Origin of the sequence: Pseudorhodoferax sp. LjRoot39 (assembly GCF_964253035.1) — a bacterium.
Lineage (GTDB): Bacteria > Pseudomonadota > Gammaproteobacteria > Burkholderiales > Burkholderiaceae_C > Pseudorhodoferax.
The window spans coordinates 114,585-130,863 of the sequence record NZ_CAXUQL020000001.1 but is presented as its reverse complement, the minus strand read 5'-3'; the positions used below and the strand labels follow the sequence as shown (position 1 = coordinate 130,863).

The window sequence follows — 16,279 nt, the reverse complement described above, 5'->3', positions numbered from 1 at the left end:
AATCCGCCACGGCGGGTTCGCTGCCGTTTCTTCCTTCGTTCAGGGGACAAGCTTTTGAAAAACGGGCTGGCCACCGTTCTCGACTCCGTTGTGCCTTTGCTGCAGCGCCACCCGAAACGCCTCACTGCCTTGCTGGCTGCCGTGCTGCTGTGCGGCGGCGGCGGCGCCTTTGCCGTGGCCTCGCTCGGGCCTGACGTGTCCGACGTGCCCGTGCGCCAGCTCACGCAGAGCGTCACGCCGCTCGCGCTGGACACGCAGATCGAGGCGCTGGACCTGCACCGCTTCAACCTCTACCGCACCGAGACCACGCGCTCCAGCGACAGCGCGCGTTCGCTGTTGGACCGCCTGGGCATCGCCGATACGGCCGCCGTGGCCTACCTGGGCCGCGATGCGCGCGTGCGCCAGACCCTGCTGGGCCGCGCCGGGCGGCTGGTCACGGCCGAAGCCGCCGACGACCACAGCCTGCAGCGCCTGACCATGCGCTGGATCGCCAGCGCGGACGCCACCGAATTCCAGCGCCTGGTGGTCGAGCGCACGCCGCAGGGCTTCAGTTCGCGCATCGAACGGGCACCGCTCACGGCCGGCAGCCAACTGGCCAGCGGCGTGATCACCTCCTCGCTGTTCGCCGCGACCGACGACGCCGGCCTGCCGGAATCGGTGGCCTCGCAGATCGCCGAGATGTTCTCGGGCGACATCGATTTCCGCAGCGCGCTGCGCAAGGGCGACCGCTTCTCCGTGGTCTACGAGACGCTGGAGGCCGATGGCGAGGTGCTGCGTGCCGGCCGCGTGCTGAGCGCCGAGTTCGCCAACAACGGCAAGGTCTACCAGTCCATGTGGTTCCAGGAGCCCGGCCAGAAGGGCGGCTACTACGGTCTGGACGGCCAGAGCCTGCGCCGCGCCTTCCTGGCCTCGCCGATGGAGTTCTCGCGCGTGACCAGTGGCTTCGCCAACCGCTTCCACCCCATCCTGCAGAAGTGGCGTGCCCACCTCGGCGTGGACTACGCGGCGCCCATCGGCACCTCGGTGCGCACCGTGGGCGACGGCGTGGTCGAGTTCGCGGGCGTGCAGAACGGCTTCGGCAACGTCATTTATGTCAAGCACCGCAACGACATGGTGACGGTCTACGCCCATCTGTCGCGCATCCTCGTCAAGAAGGGCGAGCGCGTGGAGCAGGGCACGCAGATCGGCGCGGTCGGCATGACGGGCTGGACCACCGGCCCCCACCTGCACTTCGAGTTCCGCGTGAACGGCGAGCACCAGGATCCGATGGTCATGGCCAAGCAGGCCGAGGCCGGCACCGTGTCGGCCGCGGCCAAGGCCGCGTTCGAACGCCAGGCTTCCGTGATGCGCCAGCAGCTGTCGACGGCCGGCGCGGTGCAGCAGGCCAGCGCGCAGTAAGCACAGCCCGATGGCCGAGCGCTTCATCGGCCTGATGTCCGGCACCTCGCTGGACGGCGTGGACGGCGTGCTGGCCGAAGACGCCGGCCAGGGCCTGCGCGTGCTGGCCCATGTGGCGGCCCCGTTCGACGCTGCGTTGCGCGCCGAGCTGCTGGCCTTGAACACCCCCGGCGACAACGAACTGCACCGCGCGGCGCTGGCCGCCAATGGCGTGGCCCTGGCCTATGCCGAGGTCGTCCGGCGGCTGCTGCTGCAGACCGGCCTGGCGCCGGCCCAGGTGCGTGCCATCGGTGCCCACGGCCAGACCGTGCGCCACCAGCCCCAGGCCTTCGACGGCGTGGGCTACACGCTGCAGCTGCTCAACCCCTCGCTGCTGGCCGAGCGCTGCGGCATCGCCGTGGTGGCGGACCTGCGCAGCCGCGACCTCGCGGCGGGCGGCCAGGGCGCGCCGCTGGTGCCGGCCTTCCACCAGGCGCAGTTCGGCCAGCCGGATGCGGCGCTGGCGGTGCTGAACCTGGGTGGCATTTCCAACCTGAGCGTGCTGCCGCCGCTGGGCCAGGACGCGGCCGTGCTCGGCTTCGACTGCGGCCCCGGCAACGCGCTGCTCGACCTCTGGTGCCAGCGCCACCGCGGCCAGGCCTACGACGCCGACGGTGCCTGGGCCGCGAGCGGCCAGGTGCATGCCGGCCTGCTCGCCGCGCTGCGGGCCGAACCCTTCTTCGCGCTGCCGCCACCCAAGAGCACGGGGCGTGACCTGTTCCATGCGGACTGGCTCGCGGCGCGGCTGGCACCCTTCCCGGGCCTGGCGCCTGCCGACGTGCAGGCCACGCTGGCCGAACTGACGGCCGGCGTCTGCGTGGATGCCGTGCGTGCCCATGCGCCTCAGGCCACGCGGCTGGCGGTCTGCGGTGGCGGCGCCTTCAACGGCGACCTCATGCGCCGGCTGCAGGCGGGCCTGCCGGGGCTGCAGGTGCTGTCATCCCAGGCCCTGGGCCTGCCGCCGCAGCAGGTCGAGGCCGCGGCCTTCGCCTGGCTGGCCAGCCGCACGCTGCGCGGCCAGACCGGTAGCCTGGCCAGCGTGACCGGTGCGCGCGGCGCGCGTGTGCTCGGGGCGGTCTACCCCGCCTGAGCCGGCACCGCAGCGGCGGTGTTCCCTTGCCGGGACAAAGGCTTTCGTGTCACGGGAGAACGCCCGCCGGTTTGGACCCGTCATGTGCCGGTGTCATCATGGTGCTTCTCGTCGGCGCTTGGCCGGCCTCCTTTTTCGAGAAAGATTCGGGATCGATGTCTTTGCTGGTGTTGGTGCTTGGCCTGTCGGGAATCGCGACCGCGGTGCTGGTCTGGTATGTGCGGTGGCGCCGGGAGCGGCGCGCCGAGGAGGCGCGCCTGTGGCAGCAGCACCGCGAGTGGCAGTCGACGCGCCAGCAGCACGAGCAGCCCTGAGGTGATGCAGCGCCGCACCTGCGCCGTTCACCGGGGCCGCAGGTGCTTGCTGGCGCTGTGTCTTTGCGTATCAGCTGTATCGGCCGCGGCCGCGTCGTCCTGACAGGAGCGGCTGACCGCCGCGCTGGATCGGATCGACGCCGCGCCCGATGGGCCGCGCATCGGTGCCTACGCGCGTGCCCTGGGCAGTGGCGAGAGCGTGTCCTTCCGGGCCGGGCAGTCCTGGTGCCTGGCTTCCATCGTGGAGGTGACCGTGGCCATTGCCGTGCTGCGCGGCGTAGCGCGTGGTGCCTGCGGCCTCGATACCCCCGTCGCGCTGCGCGCCGGCCTGCCTGCGGAGGGGGGGCGCTTCGCCCACAAGACCGGCACCCGATGTGGCCGCTTCTGAGATGCCGGCATCGTGCAGCCGGCCGATGGCGCCACGCGTGTGCTCATGGTGGCCTGCACGCGCGGCGATCTGTCGCTGGCGCGCGCCGAGCGCGCGCTGCGCGAGGTCGGTGTGGCGCTGTGCCGCTCCGGCGTGTTGACGCAAGGAGTTCCCGCTGACCGACTTCACGGCGGTGCGCCACTCGCTCGAACTGCCCACCGATGCCTTGCGCACCGACATCGACGCGGCCTACGCCGACTACGACGCCGACGCGACCGTGGTCGCGGTCTGCGCCGCCGAACGCGACGTGCAGCGCGCTGCCGGCCGGCTGTTCGAGGCCGTGGGCCGTGCCATCGCCAGCACGGCCCTGGCCGAGCGGTAGGAGCGCAACACCCGTCGAAAAAAGCAGGCCTGGGGGGCTTGCGCCGGACCGTTTTGCCTGCAAAATCGCACGACCGTTCGTTTTATTGTTCATATGCCCCGTCCATCCTCTGCTGCTTTGAAAGCCAAGCCCGCTTCGGACAAGGTGCGCGTGCTGCCCAAGGGCCGCCAGACCAAGGCCGCCATCGTCGATGCCGCGCTGAGCCTGGCTTCGCAGATGGGCCTGGAAGGCCTGTCCATCGGCGCCGTGGCCGAGCTCACGCAGATGAGCAAGTCCGGCGTGTTCGCGCATTTCGGCTCGCGCGAAGAACTGCAGATCTCCGTCGTGCGCGAGTACTACCAGCGCTTCGAACAGGAGGTGTTCTTCCCGGCATTGCGGGTCGAGCGCGGCTTGCCCAGGCTGCGCGCATTGTTCGGCAACTGGATGCAGCGCGTGGCCGTGGAGATCCAGTCCGGCTGCATCTTCATCAGCGGCGCGGCCGAGTTCGACGACCGGCCCGGTCCGGTGCGCGATGCGCTGGTCGACTCCGTCAAGTCCTGGCTTGGCGCGCTCAACAAGGCCGTGGCCCTGGCCAAGGAGATGGGCGAGCTGCGCGCCGACACGGACGCGCGCCAGATGGCCTTCGAGATCCACGGCCTGATCCTCGCGCTGCACTACGAAGAACGCTTCCTGCAGAACCCCGGTGCCATCCGCCGCGCCGAGGCCGGCTTCGAGCACATCCTGGCGCGCTACGGCAGCCCGGCCACCGTCGTTCCCCTTTCCGCCACAGCCGCGCGCAAGCGCGCACCCAAGACCAACCGCCCTTCCCGCACCAAGGAGTAAAACAAGATGCCCAGCTACACGCCCCCCCTGCGCGACATGCAGTTCCTGTTGCACGAGGTGCTGCGCGTCGGCGACGAGTTCAAGGCCATGCCGCGCCATGCCGAGGTCGATGCCGACACCATCAACGCGGTGCTGGAAGAGGCCGGCAAGTTCGCCGCCGAGGTGACCTTCCCGCTCAACATCGGTGGCGACACCGAGGGCTGCACGCTGGACCAGGCCACGCACGAGGTCGCCACGCCCACCGGCTTCAAGCAGGCCTACGCCCAGTTCGTCGAAGGCGGCTGGCCGGCGCTGTCCTGCGATCCGGCCTACGGTGGCCAGGGCCTGCCCTACGTGGTGAACCAGTGCTTGTACGAGATGCTCAACAGCGCCAACCAGGCCTGGACCATGTACCCCGGCCTCTCGCACGGCGCCTACGAGGCGCTGGCCGCGCACGGCACCGAGGCGCAGAAGAAGACCTACCTGCCCAAGCTCACCAGCGGCGAGTGGACCGGCACCATGTGCCTGACCGAGCCGCACTGCGGCACCGACCTGGGCCTGTTGCGCACCAAGGCCGAGCCCCTGCCCGATGGCACGTACAGGCTCACCGGCAACAAGATCTTCATCTCGGCCGGTGAACACGGCATGGCCGAGAACATCCTGCACCTGGTGCTGGCCCGCCTGCCCGACGCGCCCAAGGGCAGCAAGGGCATCAGCCTGTTCCTGGTGCCCAAGTTCCACGTCAAGGCGGATGGCGCGCTGGGCGAGCGCAACCCGATCTTCTGCACCGGCCTGGAGCACAAGATGGGCATCCACGGCAATGCCACGGCGCAGATCGCCATCGACGGCGCGATCGGCAGCCTGGTCGGCGCGCCCAACAAGGGCCTGGCTGCCATGTTCGTGATGATGAACGCGGCCCGCCTGGGCGTGGGCAACCAGTCGCTGGGCCTGACCGAGGTGGCCTACCAGAACGCGCTGGCCTACGCCAAGGACCGCATCCAGATGCGCTCGCTGTCCGGCCCCAAGGCCAAGGACAAGGAGGCCGATCCCATCATCGTGCACCCCGACGTGCGCAAGATGCTGCTGACCGCCAAGGCCTACGCCGAAGGCGGCCGCGCGCTGCAGATCTACTGCACGCTGCTGCTCGACAAGGCCCACCACCACCCCGACGAGAAGACGCGCAAGAACGCCGACGAACTCGTCGCGCTGCTGACGCCCATCGTCAAGGCCTTCATCACCGACAACGGCCACACCGCGACCAACGCCTGCATGCAGGTCTTCGGCGGCCATGGCTTCATCAAGGAATGGGGCATGGAGCAGTTCGTGCGGGACAACCGCATCAACATGATCTACGAGGGAACGAACACCGTGCAGTCGCTGGACCTGCTGGGCCGCAAGGTGCTGGGTGACCAGGGTGCCGCGCTGCGCAAGTTCGGCAAGCTGGTCGGCGCGCTGGTGGAGGAGGAGGGCGTCAACGAGAAGATGGCCGAGTTCATCAACCCCATCGCGGTGCTGGGCGAGCAGCTGACCAAGTTCACGATGGAGATCGGCTTCAAGGGCCTGCAGAACCCCGACGAGGTCGGCGCCGCGGCCGTGGACTACCTGCGCGTGGCCGGTCACCTGGTGTTCGGCTACTTCTTCGCGCGCATGGCGCAGGCATCGCTGCGTGCCATCGCCGACGGCAGCACCGACCCGTTCTACACGGCCAAGCTGCAGACCGCGCGCTTCTACTTCGCCAAGCTGTTCCCCGAGACCGCCACGCTGATGCGCACCGCGCGCGCCGGCAGCCGCGTGCTCATGGACACCGACGCCGCACTGGCATGAGGCTGCTGCCGCTGACCCTGCTGCTGTGCGGCCTGGCCGCGCAGGCGCAGATGACGCCCGTGGGCCGCTGGCACAGCGTGGACGACAAGACCGGCGAGGCCAAGGCGCAGATGCAGATCAGCGAGCAGGCCGGCCAGCTCAGCGGCCGCATCGAGAAGCTGCTGCGCAAGGAGGCCGATCCGCAGGCGCGCTGCACCGAGTGCAGCGACGACCGCAAGGACCAGCCCATGGTGGGCCTGGAGATCATCCGCGGCGCCAGGAAGGCCGAAGGCAAGGACGTCTGGGAGGGCGGCAAGATCCTCGACCCCGAGTCCGGCAAGGTCTACACGCTGCGCCTCACGCCCATCGAGGGTGGCGCCAGGCTCGAGGTGCGCGGTTCGATCGGCCCGTTCTGGCGCACCCAGACCTGGGTCCGCCAGCCGTGAAGAAAGGAAAGAACATGTCGAAATTCAGAATCAAGAAGGTCGCCGTGCTGGGCGCCGGCGTCATGGGCGCGCAGATCGCCGCGCACCTCGTCAACGTGCGCGTGCCTGTGGTGCTCTTTGACCTGCCCGCCAAGGAAGGGCCGAAGAGCGGGATCGCCTTGAAGGCCATCGAGGGCCTCAAGAAACTCAAGCCGTCGCCACTGGGCGTGGCCGACGAGGCCGTGCTGATCCAGCCTGCCAACTACGAAGAGCATCTCGGCCTGCTGGCCGGCTGCGACCTCGTGATCGAGGCGATTGCCGAGCGCATGGACTGGAAGCTGGACCTCTACGCCAAGATCGCGCCGCACCTCGCGCCGCACACCATCGTCGCGTCCAACACCTCGGGCCTGTCGATCACGAAGATGGGCGAAGCCCTGCCGGCCGCCGTGGCGCCACGCTTCTGCGGCATCCACTTCTTCAACCCGCCGCGCTACATGCAGCTGGTGGAGCTGATCCCCACACCGGGCACGAGCGCCCAGGTGCTTGACGACCTGGAGACCTTCGTCACGAGCACGCTGGGCAAGGGCGTTGTGCGGGCCAAGGACACGCCCAACTTCATCGCCAACCGCATCGGCGTGGCCGGCATGCTGGGCACGATCAAGGAGGTCGAGAACCACGGCCTGACCTACGACGTGGTGGACGACCTCACGGGCAAGAAGCTGGGCCGCGCCTCCTCGGGCACCTTCCGCACGGCCGATGTCGTGGGCCTGGACACCATGGCCCATGTGATCAAGACGCTGCAGGACACGCTCACGGCCGAAACCGATCCGTTCTACGCGAGCTTCGCCACGCCGCCCGCGCTCAAGGCGCTGCTGGAACTGGGCAACCTGGGCCAGAAGACCAAGGCGGGCTTCTACAAGAAGGTCGGCCGCGACGTGCTGCGCTTCGAGCTGGAAAGCCGCGACTACGTGCCGGCTGGGCAGAAGGCCGATGCGGTCTACGAACGCATGTTGAAGAAGCCCGCTGCGCAGCGCCTCAAGCTGCTGCGCGAAGCCGAGGGTGCCGAGGGCCGCTTCCTGTGGGCCATCCTGCGCAACAGCTTCCACTACGCGGCCGTGCACCTCGCGTCCATCGCCGAGACCGCGCGCGACGTGGACTTCGCGATGCGCTGGGGCTTCGGCATGCGCCAGGGCCCGTTCGAGCTCTGGCAGGAGGCCGGCTGGCTGCAGGTGGCCCAGTGGGTGCAGGAGGACATCGCCGCGGGCAAGGCGCTGTCGACGGCGCCGCTGCCCCAGTGGGTGTTCGAAGGCCCGGTCGCGCAGGCCGGCGGCGTGCACACGCCCGAGGGCTCCTTCAACCCGACCACGGGCCGCTTCGAGCCGCTGCGCCGTCTGCCCGTGCATGCGCGCCAGCTGTTCCCCGAAGGCGTGCTCGGCGACGGCGCGCAGGGCTTCGCCACGGCCGGCACGACGGTGCATGAAGATGCTTCGGTGCGCCTGTGGACGCTGGACCACGAGGTGCTGATCGCCAGCATCAAGACCAAGATGCACGCCATCAGCCCCGAGGTGGCCGAAGGCCTCACGCGCGCCGTGGAACTGGCCGAGCAGGACTACCAGGGTCTGGTGGTCTGGCCCGGCGACGAGCCGTTCTCGGCCGGGGCCGACCTGCAGGCCATGCTGCCGGCCTTCATGGCCGTCGGCGTGGCTGCCATCGAGGACGCCGAGGGCTTCCTGCAGCAGACCATGCTGCGTCTGCGCTACGCGGCCGTGCCGGTCGTCTCGGCCATCCGCGGCCTGGCACTGGGCGGTGGGTGCGAGCTGGCCATCCACAGCGCGCGCCGCGTCGTGGCCATGGAGAGCTACATCGGCCTCGTGGAGGTCGGCGTGGGGCTGGTGCCCGGCGCGGGCGGCCTGACCTACATCGCCCGCCGTGCCGCCGAGAACGCGGCCACGTCCACCGACAAGGACCTGCTCAAGTTCGTGTCCGAGGGCTTCACGGCCGCCGCGATGGCCAAGGTCGGCACCAGCGCGCTGGAAAGCCGCAAGCTGGGCTACCTGCTCGAGTCCGACATCGTCGTGCCGCACAAGGACGAGCTGCTCTACGTGGCGCTGGCGGAGGCCAAGGCCATGGCCAACGCCGGCTGGCGCCCGCCGCTCAAGCGCCAGTTCCCGGTGGCCGGCCGCAACGGCAAGGCCACCATCCTGGGCCAGCTCGTGAACATGCGCGACGGCGGCTTCATCAGCCAGCACGACTTCCACATCGCCGGCCTGATCGCGGGCGTGGTGACGGGCGGCGATGTCGATGCCGGCACGCTGGTCGACGAGGACTACCTGATGGCGCTGGAGCGCCAGGCCTTCTGCGCGCTGATCGTGCACCCCAAGACGCAGGAGCGCATCCTGGGTCTGCTGAACACCGGCAAGCCGCTGCGGAACTGAGGAGAAGAACATGAGCAAACAAGTCCAGGACGCCTACATCGTCGCGGCCACGCGCACGCCCATCGGCCGCTCGCACAAGGGTACGCTGCGCAACCTGCGGCCCGACGAGATGCTGGCCGCCGTGCTGCGCGCCGCGATGGCCCAGGTGCCCGGCCTCGACCCCAGGAGCGTGGAAGACGTGATCTGCGGCTGCGCGATCCCGGAAGCACAGCAGGGCCTCAACGTGGCGCGCATCGGCGCCGTGCTGGCCGGCCTGCCGCACAGCGTGGGCGGCATCACCGTGAACCGCTTCTGCGCCTCCGGCCTGTCGGCTGTGCAGATGGCGGCCGACCGCATCCGCGTGGGCGAGGCCGACGTGATGATCGCGGCCGGCACCGAGAGCATGAGCATGGTGCCCATGATGGGCAACTCGCCATCGCTGTCGCCCGTCATCTTCGCCGACACCAACAAGCTCGACGACTACGGCATCGCCTACGGCATGGGCCTCACGGCCGAGAAGGTCGCGCAGCAGTGGAAGGTCTCGCGGGCCGCGCAGGACGCCTTCGCGGTGGAGTCGCACCAGCGCGCGCTGAAGGCCCAGCAGGCCGGCGAGTTCGCGGCCGAGATCACGCCCATCGAGGCGGTGGACCGCACGGCCGATCTCGCCAACGGAACCACCATCGAGAAGCGCAAGACCCTGTCGCTCGACGAGGGCCCGCGCCCGGACACCAGCCTCGAAGGCCTGGCCCGGCTCAAGCCGGTGTTTGCCGCGCGCGGCTCGGTCACGGCCGGCAACAGCTCGCAGACCTCGGACGGTGCCGGCGCGCTGATCCTGGTCAGCGAGCGCGCGGCCAAGCAGTACGACCTCCAACCGCTGGCGCGCTTCGTGGGCTACGCGAGCCGCGGCGTGCCGCCGCACCTGATGGGCATCGGTCCGATCGAGGCGATCCCGGCCGCGTTGCGCAACGCCGGCCTGCAGTTGGCGGACATCGACTGGATCGAACTCAACGAGGCCTTCGCCGCCCAGTCCCTGGCCGTGATCAACACGCTGGGCCTGGACCCGGCCAAGGTCAACCCCATGGGGGGCGCCATTGCCCTGGGCCACCCGCTGGGCGCCACGGGCGCTATCCGGTCTGCGACAGTCGTGCATGCCATGCGGCGCAAGAATCTGAAGTACGGCATGGTCACCATGTGTGTGGGCATGGGGCAAGGCGCTGCCGGGATCTTCGAGAGAATCTGAAGCACATGAGCGAACACTTCTTCGACCAGGCCGTGGCCTTGCAGCCGGACGGTGAGCACGCCTTCCGCGGCGCCGCGCACCCGGCCTGGGCCAACATGGTCGGGCCCTTTGGCGGCATCACGGCGGCCAGCGCGCTGAACGGCGTGCTGTCGCACCCGAAGCTGCTGGGCGCACCCATCGCGCTGACGGTCAACTACGCGGCCGCGCTGGGGCCGGGCGACTACCGGCTCGCGGCCGTGCCGGTGCGCACCAACCGCTCGACCCAGCACTGGACCCTGGCCATGACCCAGCCCGGTGCCGATGGCGGCGAAGACACGGTGCTGACCGCCACGGCCGTCACGGCGGCGCGGCGCGAGACCTGGGGCCTGAGCGACGCGCCCATGCCGACGGCACCGGCGCCGCACACGCTTGATCGGTTCAAGCCGTTCGGGGCCGAGTGGCTCAAGCGCTACGACATGCGGACCGTGCACGGCGCCGTGCCCGCCACCTGGGACGGCAGCGGCGAGCACAGCCTCACGCAGCTGTGGGTGCGCGATGAGCCGGGCCGGCCGCTGGACTTCCTCTCGCTGGCTTCGCTGGCCGACGTGTTCTACCCGCGCGTCTGGCTGCGCCGCGCCACGCGCGTGCCGGCCGGCACGGTCTCGATCACGACCTACTTCCATGCCGACGCGGCCATGCTCGCGCGCAGCGGCACGGGCTATCTGTTCGGCCAGGCCCGCGGCCAGGCCTTCAGCAACGGCTTCTTCGACCAGACCGCCCAGCTCTGGAACGAGGGCGGAGAATTGCTGGCCACCTCCCACCAGATCGTCTACTACAAGGAATAAGCCATGAGCGAAGACATCCTGGTCCACGCCGAAGCAGGCGTCACCACCATCACCTTCAACCGCGTCGACAAGAAGAATTCCATCACCGCCGCGATGTACGCGACGCTGGCCGATGCCCTGGCCGCCGCCGACGCCGACCCCGCGCAGCGCGTGGCGGTGCTGCAGGGGCACGAGACCATCTTCAGCGCGGGCAACGACATCGGCGATTTCCTGAACGCACCGCCGAGCGGCGAAGCATCGCCCGTGTTCCGCTTCCTGCGCGGCATCGCCGGCTTCTCCAAGCCGCTGCTGGCGGCGGTCTGCGGTCCGGCCGTGGGCGTGGGCACGACCATGTTGTTCCACTGCGACCTGGTGTATGCCGGCGACAACGCGGCCTTCTCGATGCCCTTCGTGAACCTGGGCCTGGTGCCCGAGGCGGCCTCCAGCCTGCTGGTGCCGCAGATGATGGGCTACCACCGCGCGGCCGAGGCCCTGCTGCTGGGCGAGCCCTTCATGGCCGAGGCGGCGTTGGAGGTCGGGCTGGTCAACCGTGTCGTGCCGCCGTCGGAGGCCAACGCGCTGGCGCAGGCCCAGGCGCGCAAGCTGGCGGCCAAGCCGCTCAGTTCGCTGATCGCCACCAAGCGCCTGCTCAAGAAGACCAGCGCCGACGCCGTGCTCGCGCGCATGGACGAAGAGGGCGCGCTGTTTCGCCGCATGCTGGGCGAGCCGGCCGCGCGCGAGGCCTTCGGCGCCTTCATGGAGCGGCGCAAGCCCGACTTCTCCAAGCTCTGATCAGACGCAGGCCCGGCGCCGCCATTGCGCGCGCCGGCGCAGGGCGATCATGGCGACCGCGCCGCAACCGCCGAGGTTGAGCAGCGCGATCAGCAGAAAGGGCAGGTCGCGCAGCACCAGCAGGCCGTAGGCCGTGGTCGCGACGTTCGAGACCACCCAGGACCACCAGGTCAGCAGCGACAGCGAACGCGCGCCGTCCTCGCATCGCCACACGGTCACGATCTGCGGCACATAGGTGAACACGCGCAGCGCGTTGGACAACAGGTAGGCCCAGCCGACGGCGGCGAGCGGACCCTCCGGCATGGCCAGCGACCACGCGGTCATGGATGGGGCACTGGCGGCAGGGCCAGGGAGCGGGGCTGCATGGGCATGTCTCCGGCCGCCACCGGGCAGCGCACGCCGTGACTCTAGGCAGGCGGGGCGGCGGCGGGAATGCCGTCAGTGCGGCAGGCCATCGCGTGTTTGCGCGAGGGGCAGCTCCAGCCGCCAGCAGCAGCCCTGCGCGCGTTCCATGCGCAGCAGCCGGCCGCCCAGCCGCGCCGCGCGGGCCTGCATGTTGGGCAGGCCGTGGCCACTTCCGGGGCTGGCCGGGATGCCCACGCCGTCGTCGGCCAGGTCCATCTGCAGCAGCCCGTCGCGCCAGGCCAGTGTGACCTCCACGGTGCGCGCGCGGGCATGCTTGAGCACATTGGTCAGCGCCTCCTGGGCGATGCGCAGCACCTGCAATGTGCTGTGCGGCGGCAGCGGCAGGGCCTGCTCGGGCAGCTCCTGACGCCAGTGGGCCGCGAGGCCTGCCTCGCGCAGCCGTGCGTCCCAGCGGAACCGGAAGTCGGCCCAGGCGGCGGCGAAGTCGCCCTCGTCCGAGCCGAGTGCGTCCAGCGCTACACGCATCTCGTCGATGGCCGCGCGCAGCACGCCGCTCACCTGCGGCGGCGCGAGCGCGCCGCGTTCGGCACGCAGCAGCGAGGTGAACAGCTGCGCACCCAGGCCGTCGTGCAGGTCCTGCATGATGCGCTGGCGCTCGTCGGTGGCGGCCTGCTCGCGCTGCAAAGCGGCGATGCGCGCATAGCTCGCGCCAATCTCCTGCTCGCGCGCAGCCACCCGGGCCTCCAGCGTGCGGTGCGACTCCTCCAGCGCCCGCAGGTTGCGCACGTAGCGCAGCGTGATGAGCCCGCCCATGGTCAGCAGCAGCAGGTTGGCGCCATAGTGCAGCAGGAAGAAGCGGTGCGCGCTCCAGCCCGGCAGCAGAGCGGTGAACCAGGGCGATTGCTGGGCCATGAAGTGGTCGTGCAGGCCGGACAGCAGCGTGAGCACGAAGACCAGCGCGATCAGTGCGCGCTCTGCCGACGGCCGGCGCCAGGCCGCGAACACGGCCACCAGCACGCCCATCGCCCCGATCGGGATGAACCCGGCCACCCACCAGCGTGCCACCCACTGTTCGGCCCCGCTGCTGGCCCCGCCCAGCAGGTACACGAGCGGCCCCAGCGCCCACCAGCCGACCAGGCCGCGGACGAGCCAACGGGGTTGCCAGCGCGCCAGGTGCAGCGCGAACAGAACCAGCAGCACGATGAAGCCGCCGTTGCTGGCGTGGTACATCAGCCGCCACAGCGGCCAGGCCCAGGCCGGCAGCACGTCGAACACGAAGGTGGTGGTGCGCAAGGCCCAGGCCAAGCCGACCAGCCCGGCGATGGCGTAGAGCGTCTCCCGAGGCCGGCGCAGCCAGATGTACAGCGCGAACACGCCGGCCATCGAGGACACGACCACCGTGATGACCGGCACCGTGCGCACGAAGAACAGCCGCAGATCGAACTGCGGCAGCAGATCGCTCTGCGGGCCCAGCACCAGCCGCGGCAGCATCGCCGCAGCCGGCGCCTGCGAGGTCGCCACGCGCAGCTGCAGCCGGTTGGCGCCTGGCAGCAGCAGGCTGGGCGGCAGGGCCAGCAGCTGCGGGCGTTGCCAGCGCACGCGCACCTGGTCCGTGGTCTCGGGCACTGCGCCGACCAGCCGGCCGTTGAGCCAGACGCTGCCACCGCCGTAGAAGTAGGGCAGGTACAGCATCCAGCCATCGTGCTGCAGATGCTCCGCTGCAGCGTCCGGCAGCGTGAAGACCAGCTGGTACCAGACGGCCGGAGCCTCCTGCGCATCGGGCAGCGCCACGGTCTGCCAGCGCTCATCGCGCGGGTCCGGCGGCTGGGCGGCGTCGCTGCGCAGCAGTTCGGCTTGCAGCGGCTCCAGCGTCTGCGCCTGCGCCAGGCCGGCCAGCAGCCAGGCGGCCAGCAGCAGCGCGCTACAGCAGGCCCAGCTGCGAAGCTTCATAGACCGCTTCGCCGCGCGAGTGCACGGCGAGCTTGCGGTAGATTTTCTTCACGTGGGCGACCACCGTGTGCGGCGAAATCTCCAGCAGCTCGCCGATGGTGTCGAAGGGCAGGCCCTTGGCCACCATGCGCAGCAATTCGGTCTCGCGCGCGGTCAGCGGCGAGGCCTGCTCCAGCGGCACCGGCCGCGAGGGCGTGCCCGCCGATGCTCCGCCGCGCAGCCGCGACAGGATGCGTCGCGCGATGCTGGGACTGATCGGCGCGCCGCCGCTGCGCAGCTCGTGCACCGCGGCCGCGATGCGTTCGGGCGCCGCGTCCTTGAGCAGGTAGCCGGCCGCGCCGGCCTCGATGGCGCCCACCACATGGGCGTCGTCGCCGAACATGGTGACGACCAGCACGTCGCAGTCGGGGTGGCGCTGCTGGGCATGCTGGATGACCTCGATGCCGCTGATGTCGGGCAGGCCCAGGTCGACCAGCAGCACGTCGGGCCGCTGCCGGTCCAGCAGCGCCTTGGCAGCCTGGCCGTTGGACACGGCGCCGAGCAGGGCCAGGCCGGCATCGCCGAGCACGGCATCGGCAAAGCGCCGCATGAACTCGGGCTCGTCCTCGACGATCAGCACCTCAATGGCCATGCTTCCTCCCTGGGGGCCGGGCCATTCTGCCAGCGGCCCACGGCGCCGCCATCGCGCGTCCGCGGGATGGCACCGGCCGTCAGCCGGGCTGCAGCAGGCCCAGCAGCAGCGGCCTGGCGTACAGCGCCGCCACGTTGCCAGCCGCGGCGGTCGGCGACCAGCGGTGCAACTCGGCCGCCGCGTTGATGCCGTTCAGCGCGATCTGCGCGGCCAGCGATGCGTCCAGCGGCCGCACCGAGCCCTGCATCATGCCTTCCACGACCAGGCTGGTCATGCGCTCGGTCAGGCGGTTGGTCTCGTCGAGGATGCGGGCGCGGTGCTCGGGGTCGGGCAGCGCCGAGATCGCGGTCAGCCGCAGCAGCGGGCCGGCGGGCGAGCGCTGGAACAGCACCAGGCCGCGCGTGGCCAGGCACAGCTGGTCCCAGGCGCTGCCCGGCGCGGCCTGGGCCAGGCCCAGCGCCTTGCGCACGGTGGCGAAGGTGTGGGCGAAGCACTGCGTGACGAGGTCGTCCTTGGCGTCGTGCCGTGCGTAGAAGGCGCCCTTGGTCAGCTGCAACCGCTCGGAGATGCGCGTGACCGAGGCGCCCTTGTAGCCCAGCTCGTTGATGAGCTCCGTGGCCGAGCGCAGGAAGGAGCCCGGCGCCATGTCGGACGCGCTGTCGAGCACCCAGGCCTGCTCGGCACCGCTGTCCTGCCAGGTGGCCGCGGGGCCGGCCATGCCGCGCAATGCGATGTCGGCGGCGCGCTCGGCGATGCGGGCGTACTCGTGCGGCTCGTGGCGCAGCACGCTGCTGCGCAGGTTGTTGAGCGTGGACAGCAGCAGGTGGCCGCGTGCGTTGAGCGCCTCGCGCGAGAGCCCGGCCGTCTCCGGCCCGCGCAGCAGGTCGCGCACGCGGCGGAACATCTCGGTGTAGGCCGCGAACACCTGCGCGACCAGGGGCGGCGGCAGTGCGCGCAGGTCGTGGAACAGGATCAGCGCGGGCTGCGTGCCGGCCTCGATCATGGCCAGGCGCTGCGCGAGCTGGGCGAACAGCGTGCCCACGCGCGCGGCCACGCTCGGCTGCGCCGCGGCCTGCGCGATGAAGGCCTGGTGCTCCTCGATCGCGCGCAGGAAGCAGGCGGTCGCCAGGTCTTCCTTCTTGCGGTAGTAGTAGGTCACGCTGTTCTTGACCAGCCCCACGCTGGCGGCCACATCGGCCAGCGTGGCACCGCGCACACCACGCCGGTTGAACAGATCGGCAGCGGCCGCCAGCACGGCCTCGCGCTTGTGCGTGAACTTGCGCGTGCGCTCAACGGCAGCGTCGGGGTGTGGCGTCATGCAGGTCGGAAGTGGCGCATCCAGTGGCGGGGAAAGTTCTTCCAATGTCGCGAAGGGGACAAATTTAGAACAGAGGGTATTCCCGGTTCTCGTCACATCCTGGAAGTGATGTCATTGCATTGCAGTTTTTCGAATAGACGGTTTTT

Annotated in this window: 16 protein-coding genes; 11 read left to right on the top strand and 5 right to left on the bottom strand. The window is 70.3% G+C overall.

From position 1 onward, the window contains the following. The first annotated feature begins 54 nt into the window (after positions 1-54). The 3 genes from ACSQ4M_RS00610 to ACSQ4M_RS00600 all read left to right on the top strand — a co-directional run bounded on the left by ACSQ4M_RS00610 (position 55) and on the right by ACSQ4M_RS00600 (position 2,841). Positions 55-1,398 (top strand): peptidoglycan DD-metalloendopeptidase family protein, encoded by a 1,344-nt coding sequence (locus ACSQ4M_RS00610; RefSeq protein ID WP_436187744.1) that lies wholly within the window; start codon positions 55-57, stop codon positions 1,396-1,398. Positions 1,399-1,408: 10 nt separating this feature from the next. Continuing rightward, the gene (locus ACSQ4M_RS00605) at positions 1,409-2,527 is read left to right on the top strand and encodes an anhydro-N-acetylmuramic acid kinase (RefSeq protein WP_436187743.1); all 1,119 of its coding nucleotides are present in this window, start codon (positions 1,409-1,411) and stop codon (positions 2,525-2,527) included. Positions 2,528-2,625: 98 nt separating this feature from the next. Beyond that, positions 2,626-2,841: a hypothetical protein gene (locus ACSQ4M_RS00600; RefSeq protein WP_436187742.1), complete on the top strand. Its 216-nt coding sequence runs from the start codon at positions 2,626-2,628 to the stop codon at positions 2,839-2,841. A gap of 70 nt (positions 2,842-2,911) precedes the next feature. On the opposite strand, the gene ACSQ4M_RS00595 is transcribed toward ACSQ4M_RS00600, so the two are convergent. Then, on the bottom strand, positions 2,912-3,397 hold the full coding sequence (locus ACSQ4M_RS00595) for a hypothetical protein (protein ID WP_436187741.1): 486 nt from the start codon (positions 3,395-3,397) through the stop codon (positions 2,912-2,914). A gap of 4 nt (positions 3,398-3,401) precedes the next feature. Here ACSQ4M_RS00595 and ACSQ4M_RS00590 point away from each other — a divergent pair, with 4 nt between their 5' ends. The 8 genes from ACSQ4M_RS00590 (at position 3,402) to ACSQ4M_RS00555 (ending at position 11,868) form a co-directional block, all read left to right on the top strand. Beyond that, positions 3,402-3,590: a hypothetical protein gene (locus ACSQ4M_RS00590; RefSeq protein ID WP_436187740.1), complete on the top strand. Its 189-nt coding sequence runs from the start codon at positions 3,402-3,404 to the stop codon at positions 3,588-3,590. Between the two features lie 93 nt (positions 3,591-3,683). Next, on the top strand, positions 3,684-4,412 hold the full coding sequence (locus tag ACSQ4M_RS00585) for a TetR/AcrR family transcriptional regulator (RefSeq protein ID WP_436187739.1): 729 nt from the start codon (positions 3,684-3,686) through the stop codon (positions 4,410-4,412). Positions 4,413-4,418: 6 nt separating this feature from the next. Next, complete coding sequence (locus tag ACSQ4M_RS00580) at positions 4,419-6,215, top strand: acyl-CoA dehydrogenase C-terminal domain-containing protein (protein WP_436187738.1); 1,797 nt, start codon at positions 4,419-4,421, stop codon at positions 6,213-6,215. Beyond that, a complete protein-coding gene (locus ACSQ4M_RS00575) occupies positions 6,212-6,640 on the top strand; it encodes a DUF2147 domain-containing protein (protein WP_436187737.1) in 429 nt (142 codons plus the stop codon). Before ACSQ4M_RS00580 ends, ACSQ4M_RS00575 begins: the two co-directional genes overlap by 4 nt. Before the next feature lie 14 nt (positions 6,641-6,654). Next, on the top strand, positions 6,655-9,054 hold the full coding sequence (locus ACSQ4M_RS00570) for a 3-hydroxyacyl-CoA dehydrogenase NAD-binding domain-containing protein (protein ID WP_436187736.1): 2,400 nt from the start codon (positions 6,655-6,657) through the stop codon (positions 9,052-9,054). Positions 9,055-9,064: 10 nt separating this feature from the next. After that, positions 9,065-10,273, top strand: a complete 1,209-nt coding sequence (locus ACSQ4M_RS00565; protein ID WP_436187735.1) for an acetyl-CoA C-acyltransferase — start codon at positions 9,065-9,067, stop codon at positions 10,271-10,273. Positions 10,274-10,278: 5 nt separating this feature from the next. Continuing rightward, positions 10,279-11,097 carry an acyl-CoA thioesterase gene (locus ACSQ4M_RS00560; protein ID WP_436187734.1) on the top strand — a complete coding sequence of 273 codons (819 nt, stop codon included), beginning with the start codon at positions 10,279-10,281 and terminating at the stop codon, positions 11,095-11,097. Between the two features lie 3 nt (positions 11,098-11,100). Continuing rightward, the gene (locus ACSQ4M_RS00555; RefSeq protein ID WP_056663908.1) at positions 11,101-11,868 is read left to right on the top strand and encodes an enoyl-CoA hydratase; all 768 of its coding nucleotides are present in this window, start codon (positions 11,101-11,103) and stop codon (positions 11,866-11,868) included. Here ACSQ4M_RS00555 and ACSQ4M_RS00550 read toward each other — a convergent pair whose 3' ends face one another. The 4 genes from ACSQ4M_RS00550 to ACSQ4M_RS00535 form a co-directional block, all read right to left on the bottom strand. Next, positions 11,869-12,192, bottom strand: a complete 324-nt coding sequence (locus tag ACSQ4M_RS00550) for a hypothetical protein (protein ID WP_436187733.1) — start codon at positions 12,190-12,192, stop codon at positions 11,869-11,871. Between the two features lie 114 nt (positions 12,193-12,306). Beyond that, positions 12,307-14,184 (bottom strand): sensor histidine kinase, encoded by a 1,878-nt coding sequence (locus ACSQ4M_RS00545; protein ID WP_436187732.1) that lies wholly within the window; start codon positions 14,182-14,184, stop codon positions 12,307-12,309. Then, positions 14,156-14,815: a response regulator gene (locus tag ACSQ4M_RS00540; protein WP_436187731.1), complete on the bottom strand. Its 660-nt coding sequence runs from the start codon at positions 14,813-14,815 to the stop codon at positions 14,156-14,158. The genes ACSQ4M_RS00545 and ACSQ4M_RS00540 overlap by 29 nt, the downstream gene beginning before the upstream one ends. 79 nt (positions 14,816-14,894) lie before the next feature. After that, positions 14,895-16,133, bottom strand: coding sequence for a TetR/AcrR family transcriptional regulator (locus tag ACSQ4M_RS00535; RefSeq protein ID WP_436187730.1), 1,239 nt, complete (start codon positions 16,131-16,133; stop codon positions 14,895-14,897). Positions 16,134-16,279: the final 146 nt, after the last annotated feature.